At 68.7% G+C, this 13461-nt stretch carries 9 protein-coding genes; 1 reads left to right on the top strand and 8 read right to left on the bottom strand.

What is annotated here, in order from left to right:
* Window positions 1–4: 4 nt before the first annotated feature.
* Both AC13F7_RS00500 and mgtE read right to left on the bottom strand, forming a co-directional pair.
* Complete coding sequence (locus tag AC13F7_RS00500; RefSeq protein WP_482998914.1) at window positions 5–2734, bottom strand: bifunctional acetate--CoA ligase family protein/GNAT family N-acetyltransferase; 2730 nt, start codon at window positions 2732–2734, stop codon at window positions 5–7.
* 74 nt (window positions 2735–2808) lie between these two features.
* A complete protein-coding gene (gene mgtE, locus AC13F7_RS00495; protein WP_481466937.1) occupies window positions 2809–4179 on the bottom strand; it encodes a magnesium transporter in 1371 nt (456 codons plus the stop codon).
* A 345-nt stretch (window positions 4180–4524) separates the two neighbouring features.
* On the opposite strand from mgtE, the gene AC13F7_RS00490 reads away from it, so the two are divergent.
* Entirely contained in the window at window positions 4525–6333 is a 1809-nt protein-coding gene (locus tag AC13F7_RS00490; protein WP_481466935.1) for a monovalent cation:proton antiporter-2 (CPA2) family protein, read from the top strand.
* A gap of 391 nt (window positions 6334–6724) precedes the next feature.
* Here the strand turns inward: AC13F7_RS00490 and AC13F7_RS00485 are convergent, their stop codons facing one another.
* From AC13F7_RS00485 to AC13F7_RS00460, 6 genes are all read right to left on the bottom strand, one after another.
* Window positions 6725–10060 carry an ankyrin repeat domain-containing protein gene (locus AC13F7_RS00485; RefSeq protein ID WP_482998913.1) on the bottom strand — a complete coding sequence of 1112 codons (3336 nt, stop codon included), beginning with the start codon at window positions 10058–10060 and terminating at the stop codon, window positions 6725–6727.
* Window positions 10053–10319 (bottom strand): YcgL domain-containing protein, encoded by a 267-nt coding sequence (locus AC13F7_RS00480; RefSeq protein WP_346472261.1) that lies wholly within the window; start codon window positions 10317–10319, stop codon window positions 10053–10055. Before AC13F7_RS00480 ends, AC13F7_RS00485 begins: the two co-directional genes overlap by 8 nt.
* Window positions 10320–10549: 230 nt before the next feature.
* Window positions 10550–10987 carry an excinuclease ATPase subunit gene (locus AC13F7_RS00475; RefSeq protein WP_346472260.1) on the bottom strand — a complete coding sequence of 146 codons (438 nt, stop codon included), beginning with the start codon at window positions 10985–10987 and terminating at the stop codon, window positions 10550–10552.
* A gap of 49 nt (window positions 10988–11036) precedes the next feature.
* Window positions 11037–12278, bottom strand: a complete 1242-nt coding sequence (locus AC13F7_RS00470; protein WP_482998912.1) for a beta-ketoacyl-ACP synthase — start codon at window positions 12276–12278, stop codon at window positions 11037–11039.
* Complete coding sequence (gene fabG, locus AC13F7_RS00465; protein ID WP_482998911.1) at window positions 12278–13009, bottom strand: 3-oxoacyl-ACP reductase FabG; 732 nt, start codon at window positions 13007–13009, stop codon at window positions 12278–12280. The genes AC13F7_RS00470 and fabG overlap by 1 nt, the downstream gene beginning before the upstream one ends.
* Window positions 13006–13461, bottom strand: a complete 456-nt coding sequence (locus tag AC13F7_RS00460) for a hotdog family protein (RefSeq protein ID WP_482998910.1) — start codon at window positions 13459–13461, stop codon at window positions 13006–13008. The genes fabG and AC13F7_RS00460 overlap by 4 nt, the downstream gene beginning before the upstream one ends.

Here is a 13461-nt window from a genome sequence, read left to right as displayed (position 1 = left end):
CGGCTCAGTGCGTTGCAGGATCGGGCGCTTGCGGCACCTGCACGTCCTGCACCGGCAGCGTCACCACCATCACCGTCGAATCGTCCGGGTCGAGCCGGGCCTTGAAGCCCAGGCTCTGGCACATCGCCAGCATGGTGCTGTTCTCGCGCAGCACCTGGCCTTCGATGATGTTCAGGCCCAGCCACTGCGCGTACTCGATCATGATCGCCATCAACCGCCAACCGATGCCGTGGCCCTTGAGGTCGGAGCGGATCAGGATGCCGTACTCGCCACGGTCGTAGTCCGCATCGGCATGCAGCCGCACCGCCCCGAGCATGTCGCCGCTGCGCGGGTCGATCGCCACCAGCGCGATGGAGCGGGCATAGTCGAGCTGGGTCAGGCGCGCGATGAACTCGTGGCTGAAGTGCTTCACCGACTGGAAGAAGCGCAGGCGCAGGTCGTCGTCAGTGACGCGCGCGAAGAAGGCGCGGAACAGCGCATCGTCCTCGGGGCGGACCGGACGTACAAAGGCGGGGGCGCCGTCGGACAGGGTGATGGTGCGCTCCCACTCCTTCGGGTACGGAAATACCGCGAAGCGTGGGTGGCCGCGGCCTTTGTGAAGTTTGCGGGACGGTTCGATCGCCACGCGCGCATCGAGTGCGATCACGCCGTCGCGGTCAGCCAGCAGCGGATTGATGTCGAGCGTGCGGATCTCGGGAATGTCGGCGGCAAGCTGGGCCAACTTGACCAGGATCAGCGCGACCGCGCGTTCGTCGGCGGCCGGAACATCCCGGTACGCCTTGAGGATGCGTGAGACGCGCGTGCGACCGATCAGTTCATGCGACAGGCGCAGGTCCAGTGGTGGCAGGGCGATCGCTTTGTCGTCGATCACTTCGACCGCCGTGCCGCCACGGCCGAACACGATCACCGGGCCGAAGGTCGGGTCGTCGGCGATGCCGGCAATCAACTCGCGCGCCTTGGGCCGCACGATGGTCGGCTGCACCAGCACGCCATCGATGCGCGCATCGGGTCGCTTCTCGTGCGCGCGCGCGATGATCGAGGTGGCCGCCGCATGCACGGATTGCAGCGTGCTGAGGTTCAAGCGCACACCATCCACATCGGACTTGTGCGGGATGTCGGCCGAGAACACCTTGATCGCCACCGTGGCGCCCTGCTCCAGCAACGGCTGGGCCAGGTCCATCGCCTCATGGGCATCACGGGCCTGCATCACCGGCGCCGACGGAATGCCGTACGCGCTGAGCAGCTGGTGGGTAGCGATCGGGTCCAGCCACTGCTGGCCGGCGGCGAGTGCAGCCTCCACCAGCGCGCGGGCGCCGGCGGTATCGACCACGAAATCCTCGGGCAGGCTGGGCGGCGTTTCCATCAACGCCGCCTGCGCGTCGCGGTAGCGCACCAGATGCTGGAAGCCGCGCACGGCCTCGGCTTCGGTCGGATAGGTCGGCACGCGCGCGGCATTGAGCGTGGCGGTGGCGCGGTCGTCGTTGCCCAGCCACACCGCGAACACCGGCTTGTCGCGGTGATGGCGCGGGCGCAGGCCGAGCGTGCGGGTCAGCGCCTGAGCGGCATCGGCCGAGGAGGTGAATGCGGTCGGCACGTTGACCACCAGCACGGCGTCGTTCTCGGTATCGGACATCAGCGCCTCGATCGCGGCGGCGTAGCGGTCGCCATCGGCATCGACCACGATGTCCACCGGATTGCTGCGCGACCAGCCTTGCGGCAGTACCGCATCGAGCTGGGCGACGGTGGCCGGCGACAGTTCGGCCAGGCTGCCGCGCAGGGCCAGCAGCTGATCCACCGCCAGCCGGCCCACCCCGCCACCGTTGCTCAGAATCGCCAGGCGACGGCCTGGGAAGGTGCCGAGCCGACCGAGTGTTTCGGCGGCGGTGAACAGTTCGTCCAGCGCGCTGACGCGCAGCAGGCCCGCGCGGTTGAACGCAGCGCCGTACACCGCATCGGCGCTGGCCAGCGCCTGCACGTGGGTATCGGCATCGGGATTGATGCGGAGGTGGCGACCGGATTTGACCACCACCACCGGCTTGGCGCGCGCCGCGGCACGTGCGGCCGACATGAACTTGCGCGCATCGCGGATGTGTTCGACGTAGAGCAGGATCGCGCGGGTGCGGTAATCGGTGGCGAAATAATCGAGCAGATCGCCGAAGTCGACATCCAGGGTGTCGCCGAGCGAGACCACGGCGGAGAACCCGACCGAGCGTGCCACGCCCCACTCCACCAGGGCCGCGGCGATCGCGCTGGATTCGGAGATCAGGGCCAGATCACCGGCCTGCGGGAAGTGCGCGGCGATGCTGGCGTTCAGGCGCGCATGCGGGGCGATCACGCCCAGGCAATGCGGGCCGAGGATGCGCAGGCCCTTGGGGCGTGCCGCCGCCTCCACCTGCGCGGCCAGCGAGCCGGGGCCCTCGCCCAGGTTGGCGGTGAGAATGATCGCTGCACTGACGCCACGCTCGGCGGCGGTGGCCACCACCTGCGGCACGATGCTGGCCGGGGCGGTGATCACCACCAGTTCGGGCACCCAGTCCAGGTCCTTGAGCCGCTTCACCGTGCGGATGCCATCGATCTCGCTGTAACGCGGATTGATCCAGGCCACTTTGCCGGGGAAGCCGGTGCCGCGCAGGTTGCGCATCACCGCGCGGCCGGCGGAGCGTTCACGCGGGCTGCCGCCGATCACGGCGACCGACTGCGGGCGGAAGACAGCTTGCAGGTGGTAGGTGCTCATGCGACCAGACAGTAACAGGGACGGGGGTGACTAATAATCACCCCCGTCCCTGTTATTAACTACCTCCGTCCCCGTTAAAGGAGGGTGCCGCGCAGGATCATCGCGGCGATGCTGAAGTAGATGACCAGGCCGCTGACGTCCACCAGCGTGGCCACGAACGGGGCCGAGGCGCTGGCCGGGTCGAAGCCTAGGCGCTTGAGGATGAAGGGCAGCATCGAGCCGGACAGCGAGCCGAAGGTGACGATGCCGACCAGCGCCGCGCCGATGGTCAGCGCCAGCAGCTGCCAGTGATCGCCGTAATCGTGCAGGCCCAGCAGCTGCCAGGACACGATGCGGATGATCGCCAGCACGCCCAGGATCGCGCCCAGGGTGATGCCGGTCGGCACCTCGCGCAGTGCCACCTTCCACCAGTCACGCAGGCGCAACTCGCGCAGGGCCAGGCTGCGGATCAGCAGCGAGGTGGCCTGCGAGCCGGAGTTGCCGCCCGAGCTCATGATCAGCGGGATGAACAATGTCAGCACCACCGCACGCGCCAGTTCGTCCTCGTAGTGCTGCATCGCGCTGGCGGTCAGCATTTCGCCGAGGAACAGTACGCTCAGCCAACCGGCCCGCTTGCGCAGCATCTCGAAGAAGCCGATCTGCATGTACGGCTTTTCCAGCGCTTCCATGCCGCCGAACTTGTGCACGTCTTCGGTGGATTCTTCGATCAGCGCATCGAGGATGTCATCCACGGTGACGATGCCCAGCACATGGTGCTGCGCGTCGACCACTGGAATCGCGAGCAGGTCGTGGCGGCGGATCAGCTGCGCCACCTCTTCCTGATCCAGCTGCGCCTCCACCGTCACCGGCGGGTTGACCTGGGCGACGTCGAGGATCGGTTCCTCGGGCAGCCCGGTGATCAGCCGGCGCATGGTGACCACCTGCACCAGTGCGCGGGTGTGCGGATCCAGCACGTAGATCGCGTAGACGGTTTCGCGGGTGCGCTCGACCTCGCGGATGTGCTGCAGGGTGCGGCCCACCGTCCAATCCGAGGGCACGCTGACGAATTCAGTGGTCATCAGCGCGCCGGCAGTGTGCGCGGGGTAGCTCAGCAACTGCTGGATCGCCTTGCGGGCGTCCGGGCTGAGCAGCGGGATCAGACGTGCACGCTCGTCCTCGTCCAGCTCGTGGACGATATCGGTGGCGCGGTCATCGGCCATCAGCCCGAGCAGGGCGGCGGCGCGGGCTACCGGCATGGCCGCCACGAGGTCGCCGCTGCGGTTGAGCTCGGGCTGCTCGAGCATCTTCACCGCGCGCGGCAGCGGCAACGCGGCCAGCGTGTCGGCGGCGCGCGACAGGCTCAGCGTGTTGAGGAATTCCACCGCATCGGCGGTGTTGAAATTATCGAGGGGTGCGCTCAACGAGGCGGCATCGGCCACCGGGCGCAGCAGGTCTTTCTGGTTCATCGTATTCGCCTGTGGGTATCGCATTGCGCGACGCCAACGCTGGCGAACCGACCCGTGTCAGGCGGTGGCCATCGCTGGCGTCGAGCAAGGTCGACTTCTACTGTCGCTGGACATGGGTTGGGGACTCCGGAAGGGTTTACTGCCGACGGCGGACGCCAGCAGCGGCGGGCAGTCTGGACCTGGGGGTGGCGCAGGTCAACCCTTGTGCGGAACCCTGTTCCGGTGGGAGTCGCCTTCGGCACCCATCGCGGTCGCATAATGGCGCGTGGCCCCGGCCACAGGCCCCGGTCCGCCCGGGGAGGCTTTCCACCCGCAGGGCACACGATCCCATGAGCAGGTTCCTCCATGCATAGCGGCGCGCTCGAGCTGGCCCTGGTGCTGCTGCTGGCTGCGGTGATCGCGGTGCCGGTGTTCAAGAAGCTCGGCCTGGGCGCCGTGCTCGGCTACCTGGCCGCCGGCGTGGTGCTCGGCCCGGACGGCCTGGGCTTCGTGCAGGACGCCGACCGCATCCTCAGCGCCGCCGAGATCGGCGTGGTGATGCTGCTGTTCGTGATCGGCCTGGAGCTGTCCCCCGCCCGCCTGAAGGTGATGCGCCGCTCTGTGTTCGGAGCCGGCGCGCTGCAGGTTGCGCTGAGCGCCCTGGTGCTGGGCAGCCTGCTGATGCTGGATCACTTCCAGTGGAAGAGCGCGCTCATCGTCGGCATTGCGCTGGCGCTGTCCTCCACGGCGGTCGGGCTGCAGCTGTTGTCCGAGCACAAGGCGATCAACAGCGATTACGGGCGCCTGGGCTTCGCCATCCTGCTCTTCCAGGACCTGATCGCGATCCCGTTGCTGGCCGCGATTCCGCTGCTGGGCGGTGCGCGCAACGACACCCTGCAATGGAACGACGTGGCCATCGCCATCGGCGCACTGGCGGTGGTGATCCTGTGCGGGCGGCCGGTGCTGCGCCGACTGTTCAACATCATCGCGCGCACGCGCAGCCCGGAGGTGTTCACCGCCACCGCGCTGCTGGTGGTACTGGGCACCGCATGGTTCATGCAGGAAGCCGGGTTGAGCCCCAGCCTGGGCGCCTTCCTGGCCGGTGTGCTGTTGTCCGATTCGGAATTCCGCCACGAGCTGGAATCGCAGATCGAGCCGTTCAAGGGCCTGCTGCTCGGGTTGTTCTTCATCGCCGTGGGCATGGGCATCGACCTGGACCGCATCGTCGCCGAGCCGATGATGATCGCCGCGGGCGTGGCGATCCTGCTGGTGGTCAAGTTCGGCCTGCTGTTCGGGATCGGCAAGCTGGCCAAGCTGCGCACGCGCCATGCCGTGTTGCTGGGCAGCGTGCTGTGGCTGGGCGGCGAGTTCGCCTTCGTGGTGTTCAATGAGGCACAGCGCGCGCATCTGCTTGGCAGTGCGAACCATGATCGGCTGGTGGCGATTGTCGGTCTCTCGATGGCGATCACACCGCTGTTGATGATCGGCCTGATCCGGCTGCTCGGGCGTGACGAGGGGCCCAAGGCCAGTGCCCCGCCAGCGGACAAGGTCGATATCACCGATGTGCAGCCGCAGGTGATGATCGCCGGCATGGGTCGCTTCGGCCAGGTGGTCGCGCGCCTGCTGACCGCGCAGAAGATCCCGTTCGTGGCACTGGAGTCCAATCCGGACACCGTCTCGGACCTGCGCCGCTTCGGCAACAAGCTCTATTACGGCGATCCCACCCGGCCGGAGCTGCTGCGCGCCGCCGGCGGCGAGCACATCCGTGTGTACGTGGTCACGCTGGATGATCCGGACGCCAATATGCGCGCCACGCGGCTGATCCGGCGCATGTATCCGGATGCGGTGGTGCTGGTGCGCGCGCGCAACCGCCAACATGCGTGGCGGCTGATGGACATGTCCGCCGAGCCGTTCCGCGAGGTGTTCGGTACCAGCCTGGAACTGAGCGAACGGATGCTGATCGCGCTGGGCATGTCGGTGGAAACCGCGCGCAGTCATGTGCAGCGCTTCCGCGAGCATGACGAGAAGCTGCTACGCGATCAGTACCTGGTCTACGACGACGAAGCCGCGGTGATCCAGACCTCGCGCGATGCGCGTGCGGACCTGATGCATCTGTTCGAGGCGGATGCGGAGAGTGATGGGAAGGGTGTGGATCGCGAGCGTGACGCCCCTTAGCGACCGGCAGGCCCCTCGGCAAATGTCCCCCGGCCGCCGCCTCGCGGCGGCGACCTCCTCCTTGATTTTGCCCAGGAGCCTTCCGGCCGCTAAGGGGCTCGGCGTGCGGTAGGTGTGCGGGAAACCGCGCGTTTCTGTGAGAGCCGGTGGTCTGCACACGTGGGTCGCGATGCCCTTGTGGGCGAAATGAAGGAGGAGGCGGCGGCCGCAGGCCGACGCCGGGGGACATTCGCCGGCAAGGGCAGCGCGGCCCAGCGCTCGACTCACCTTTCGCCGCGCCAGAAAAGAAGCCACCCTCGTCATTCTCGCGACGCGGATGGGAGAAGGCCCGAACAACTTAGTCCGGCCGCACGCGAAGGGCAGAGACGGCAGCGGAGTTTGTCTGAACTGCTCACCCGTTATCGCGCAGGAACCGGGCCATAGAGGACACGCCCGGCACCAGCGGTTCGAACTCGCCGGCAACATCGATGAAGCCGCGCATCACCGCGATCTCGCGCGGGCTGCGGTTGAGCGCGTCGCGCACATCCGGGTCGGCGCCGGCACGCAGCAGGCGCTGTACCAGCAGCGGCAGGCCATGCAGCGCCGCCAGATGCAGGGGACCGAAGCCGCGCGGATCGCGCACGTCCAGCGAAACGTCTTCGTCCAACAGACGCTCCACCGCCGCGAGCACGATCTGCTCATCGCAGGCGGTGCCCGGTTCGGCGCGTGCACCCAGCAGCAGCAACAGCGGCGTGACCGAGCCGGCGGCGGCCTGGTCTGGTTCGGCACCGGCCAGCAGCAGTGTGTCCAGCAGGGCGAGCAGACGCGAGCGGTCGCGCGCACTGAAGCCATACAGCGCGGCGCAGTGCAGCGGGCCGAGCTGCTGGGCATCGCCGGCGTGCACGTTGGCACCGGCGGTGAGCAGGCGCGAGACGATGTCGGGCAGGCCCAGCGCCGAGGCCAGCATCAGCACGGTGACACCGCCCGGCAGGCGGTATTCCAGCTCGGCACCGGCATCGAGCAGGGCCGAGACGATGTCGATCTGGCGCATGCTGACCGCCGCCGAGAGCGGCGTCGCGCCACTGGCCGCGGCGTGCTGCGGATTCGCGCCACGGGTGAGCAGCAGGTCCACCACGGCCAGATGACCGCCACCGGCGGCCCGCAGCAGGGCGGTGCAGCCCTGGGCGTCCACGACATCCACAGCAAACCCAAGATCGATCAGGCGCCGCACGGCATCGGCATCGCCGGCCATCGCAGCGGCCGGCAGGTCGCCGTCGCGCAGGGCGCGGCGCGGCAGCGGCCACACCCGCCAGTCCAACCAATCGGCAAGGTCGCGGCGGCCGATCGACAGCGCCACGCCCAGCGGCGTCTGGCCGTCGGCCGCGCGCGCTTCGGGTGAGGCACCCTGCTGCACCAGCAGCTTGATCGAACCTTCGCGCGCGAGCGCGGTGGCCAGATGCAGCGCGGTCATGCCGTGGCTGTCGCGTGCTTCGCGGTCCACCCCCTGGGTGAGCAGGGCCTGCTGCAGGCGCAGCCAGCCCAGGCGCACCGCCAGCGACAGCGGCGGATCGCCAGCCGGCGACGGCGCAAACGGGTCAGCACCGCGTTCCAGCAGTTCAAGCGCAAGCTGTTCCAGCCCGCGCGAGGCATGGTCGTGCTGGGCGCAGGCGCTCAACAGGCGCGCCAGCCCACCGCGACCGGCCGGGGACAGGCCACGGCGCAGCAGCACCTGCAGCGCGGGCACCGCGTCGATGCCACGCGCCAGCAGCGCGAACATCGGGGTATCCCCACAGGCATCCAGTACTTCCGGCGCCGCGCCGTGCGCGAGCAGCCAGTCCAGTGCCTGCGGATCCAACGCCAGTTCGGCATCGTGCAGCAGCGCACCCAGTTCCTCCGGCGCACACAGGCGGGCCAGCGCGGCCATGCCCTCGACGTTGCCGAAGCTCAGCGCTTCACGCAGCAGTTCCAGTGGCGGGCGGTCCGGCAGCGAGGGCGAGGCCGTCTCCCCATCGCCGGACATCACCAGGCCATCGCTGACCGCAGACGGCAGCGGATAGGCGGGGTCCAGCAACGAGACGATCGCCCAGCGCCCGGCACCGGCGGCGATATCCACCGCACGACGGCCCTGCGGATCGGCCACATCGACGGCGATGCCCAGGTCGCGCAGGCGGCGCACCAGCAGCGGTGACACGTTGTCGGCCATGCAGGCCAGCAGCACGGCGTTGCGGCCCTCGCCATCGACCGCATTGAGATCGGGGTGGTGCGGCAGCAGGTGTTCGACCACGCCGGCCCGGCCGCCGCGTGCAGCTTCCAGCCACGGCGTGCGCGCCAGTGCATCGCGGGCTTCCAGATTGGCGCCGGCGGCGAGCAGCACGTCGATGATGTCGACATGGCCGGCCAGCGCGGCTTCGTGCAGGGCACTGCGGCGCTGCCGGTCGCGCGCATCGGCGCGGGCCTTGTGCTTGAGCAGCAGCTGCACACCAGCGGGATCGTCTTCTTCGGTGCCGGCGGCGGCGAGCAGCACGGGCGTGCCCTCGGCCGGCTCGGTCTTGGCCCCACGCTCGAGCAGGAACTTGGCCAGGCGCCAGTTACCGACCTGGCAGGCCACCGCGAGCGGTGACCAGCCATCGTCGTTCAACGCATCCACTTCGGCAGCGGCATCGCGCAGCAACGCGGCCACACCGGGATCGGAACTGCGGGCGGCATGGTGCAGCGGGGTATTGCCCTCGCTGTCCACCGCACGCGGGTCGGCACCGTTGGCGAGCAGGGTCATCACCGCTTCCGGGCGACCGTGCCAGCTGTCGCGGGTAGCGGCCAGCAGCGGGGTCATACCGCGATGCGGCGCGTTGACGCCCACGCCGCGGGCGATCAGTTCACGCAGCAGGCGCAGGTCGGGCAGCACGGCCGCGAGCACCGCCAGGCTGCGCTGGTCGCGCCAGGCCGGATCGGGCAGGCCGTGCGGATCGGCACCGGCCTGCAGCAGCTGCAGCGCGCGGTCGACCCGGCCGCTGCGCGCGGCGTCGTACAGCGCCGGCTGCTGCTCGTGCAGGCCGATCGATTCCAGCGGCTTGGGTTCTGCGTACTGCTCGGCGAACGCATCCTCGCGGGCATCGCGCGTCTGCACCGGCAGCGTCGCGGTCAAGGCGTCGGCCGGCGCGATGGCCTGCAGCAGCAGATGCGCCAGGGGCGACAGCAGCACGACCGCACCGGCGATCGGCCAGCGCAGCGCCTCCGAGACCAGCCCCGGCCATGCCGGCAGCACCACCAGCGCACAGACGAGTACCACCAGCGCGGCTACGGCCAGGCCGCGCCAGGCGGTCAGGTCACGCCCGGCCAGGGTCTGCCAATGGCGGGCCAGGCTGCCCTCGCTGCGTTCCACGTCATTCCACAACGGCCACGTCCGCCAGACCCCGAGCAGCGCGGCGCTGACCGCCACGCTCAGGCCCAGCACGGCGGCCAGGCTGCCGCTGTCGTGCAGTGCGCTCAGTGGCCAGGCCACCAGCAACGTCAGCAGCAGCGGACCGAGCGACCACAGCGCCAACAACGCCGGAACATCCTGGCGGGCCACCTGTGCCAGCGGCTGCAGCGGCCGGGTCCGGCGCCACCACGACACCGCCAGCGCGAACACCGGTTGCGCCAGCGCGGCGCACACGGCACCAGGCACGCCACCAACGGCCGCGGCCAGGGCCAGCAGCACACCGAGCGCGGCAGCGGAGGCAACGGCGCGGGGGCGTGGGGATTCAGTCATTGCGTCGCGGGATCCGGACCGGCGCCAACGGGGGCGGCGGCAATTGCAGGTGGAATCCACGCTCGGTCAGGTTCTGGCGCACTTGTGCGACATCGGCCTGGGCAAGGCGACGGTCGGGAGTCAGGGCCACTTCGAGAACGAACTGGAACGGCGCCAGCGAGGCCTTCACCGCGTCGGGGATGACGGAGAAGTCATCACGAACGGCGAGATAGACGAAGCTGTCCTGCTTGCGTTGGCTTTTATAGACGTAGGCTTGCATGCCGCAGGGCGTTGCCCAGGGTAGTGAATGGCAATGATTGTGGAGGAAAGCCGGCACGGGTGAAAGCTGCGTGCACGGTCCGCCGTCGGTTTTCTGTCGCGCGACAGCATCAGGTTCATCAATGTCGCGATGTCGTTCAGCTGCGCGCCGCTGCAGTCTGCCGGTCCGCCTGTGATGAATACGTCGGTTCTGCGCCACCACCGCCCCGATGAGGCGGTGGTGTGTCGTGCTTACTTCACCTTGGCGTAGGTGCCCTTCAGCGCTACGCCGGCCAGGATCGCGCCCGCATAGCATTCGTAATTGGTGGTGCTCTTGAACTCGTTCTTCTTGTAGTAGCTGACGATGTCGACCACAGCGTTCGCACCGCGCGACTTGGCGCCGTCCTGCAGCGCGCGCAGCGCCGACAAGGCCACCCAGCGGCAGGCTTCGGCGTCACTCTTGTTGGCCGCGTTGGTCTTCTTGTTGGTCACATCTTCGCCCAGGCGCTGCAGGACGCTGACCTTTTCACCGGCCAGGTAGAACTTCACGCTGCCGTCGATGCCCACATTGCGGGCTTCGGCGGAATTGACCAGCTCGTGCAGCGACTGCTCCACGCGGGTGTCGCGGGCCTGGGCGGTGCTGGCGACAGCCAGCAGGGCGGTGGCGGCAATCAGGGCAAAACGACGCATTCAACTTTCTCCTTGTTGGGGGGACGCGAGGGGTCTACGGAAACAGCGGTCAGTCCTGCCAGCGGCGGAAGATCAACGAGGTGTTGATGCCACCGAAGGCGAAGTTGTTGCTCATGACGTAGTCGGTCTGCAATGCGCGCCCTTCGCCGTCGATGTAGTCCAGCGCGCCGCAGCGCGGATCGACCTCATGCAGGTTCAGGGTCGGGGCGAACCAGCCGTCGCGCATCATCTCGATGCTCAGCCAGGCCTCGAACGCACCGCAGGCGCCGAGCATGTGGCCGACATAGCTCTTGAGCGAGCTGATCGGCATACCCGGGCCGAATACCTGATGGGTGGCCTGGGTTTCCGCGATGTCGCCGTGCTCGGTGGCGGTGCCATGCGCATTGACGTAGCCGATCCGCTCAGCGGCCAGATCTGCGTCGTCCAGTGCCAGCCGCATCGCCTGGGCCATGGTGCCGGCACTGGGCTGGGTGACGTGCTGGCCGTCGCTGTTGGTGCCGTAGCCGACCACTTCGGCCAGGATCGTGGCGCCGCGTGCCTGCGCGTGCTCCAGCTCCTCCAGGATCAGTGTGCAGGCGCCCTCGCCCAGCACCAGCCCATCGCGGTGGGCATCGAACGGGCTGGGGGTGGTCTGCGGCGCATCGTTGCGCACGCTGGTGGCGAACAGGGTGTCGAACACCGCTGCGGCCGTGGCGTCGAGCTGTTCTGCCCCGCCGGTGACCATCACCGTCTGCTTTCCGCTGCGGATCGCTTCATAGCCCGAGCCCACGCCCTGGCTGCCCGAGGTGCAGGCGCTGGAGGTCGTGTAGACCCGGCCGGACAAGCCGAAGAACACCCCGATGTTCACCGGCGAGGTGTGGCTCATCATCTTCAGGTAGGTGGTGGCACTGATGCCCTCGGTGGTGTGCTCATGCAGCATCCGGCCGAACTCGGCGGTGGCCTCGTGGCTGCCCGAGGACGAGCCATAGGCCACGCCGGCCATGCCACTGCGCAGCACCGGATGGCCGAGCAGACCGGCTGCCTCCAGCGCCAGCTCGGTGGCGCGCACCGACATCACCGCCACCTTGCCCATGCTGCGGGTGGTCTTGCGGTTGTAGTTGGACGGCAGCTCGAAGTCTTCGGCCGGTGCGGCCAGCCGGGTGTTGAGGCCATCGAAGACCTCCCACTGGGGGATGTAACGCACAGCATTGGTCAGTGCCTGCAGACGCGCGCGGATGCTCGCCCAGTCCTGCCCGAGCGGGCTGATGGCGGCGGCGCCGGTGACCACGACGCGACGATCGGGGCGGGCCATCAGACCATGCCCCCGTTGACCGAGATCACCTGGCGGGTGATGTAGCCGGCCGATTCGGAGAGCAGGAAGGACACGGCCGCAGCGACCTCCTCCGGCTGGCCCAGGCGGTTGGCGGGAATCAGCTTGAGCGCGTGCTCGACCACTTCTTCATTGACCATCTCGGTCTCGATCAGGCCGGGGGCCACGCAGTTGACAGTGATCGCGCGGCTGGCCAGCTCCAGCGCCAGCGCCTTGGTGGCACCGATGATGCCGGCCTTGGCCGCGCTGTAGTTGGTCTGGCCGCGGTTGCCGACCAGGCCGGAGACCGAGGACAGGGTCACGATGCGGCCCGGCTTGCGCCGGCGCACCAGCGGCATCACCAGCGGGTGCAGCACGTTGTAGAAGCTGTCCAGGTTGGTGTGGATGACCGCGTCCCAGTCCTCCGCGGGCATTGCCGGGAAGGCGCCGTCCCGGGCGATGCCGGCGTTGCAGACCACCCCGTAATAGGTGCCATGCTCGGCGATGTCCGCTTCCAGCGCAGTGCGCGCGGCATCGCGGTCGCTCACGTCGAACATCAGCACCCGGGCCTGCCGGCCCAGCGCCTGGATCTCGCTCACTACGGCCTGCGCCTCTTCGATGCGGCTGCGGCAATGCACCACCACGTCGAAGCCATCGCGCGCGCAACGCAGCGCCACGGCACGGCCGATGCCACGGCTGGCGCCGGTCACCAGCACGGTCAGATTCCCTGTCATGCCTCTCCACTCTCCAGATAGGCCATCGCGTCCGTGGGTTCAAACACGGAGACGTTGGCGACTGCTATTTCGATATCGTCCGCCAGGATCCGGCAGGCGAACATGCCCAGGCCATTCTCGCCCAACAGCTCGCAGTTCGCCTCCACCCGCAGGCAGCTGCCGGCGGTGAAGTACGGTTGGTGGGCGGTGTAGCGGCGGGTGCCGAGCAGGAAACCGATCGACGGCGCACGGCCGGCGTGGCGCGCACGGCACCCGGCCCAGGCCGCGATCGCCTGGGCCATGTATTCCACGCCCACCCAGGCCGGAACGCCGTCAGGGGTGCAGAACAGGCCCTGCGCGGGCACGTCCACCTCCACCGCGATGGACTCGTCCTGCCAGGCCACCACGCGGTGGATCAAGCGCATGCTGTCGCGGTGCGGCAGCACGGCGTCGATGTCGTCAGGCAGCAGCAT

This window comes from Stenotrophomonas sp. K-6 (assembly GCF_056861555.1).
The sequence above is the reverse complement of the archived record's forward strand: the minus strand, read 5'-3'. Positions and strand labels throughout refer to the sequence as shown.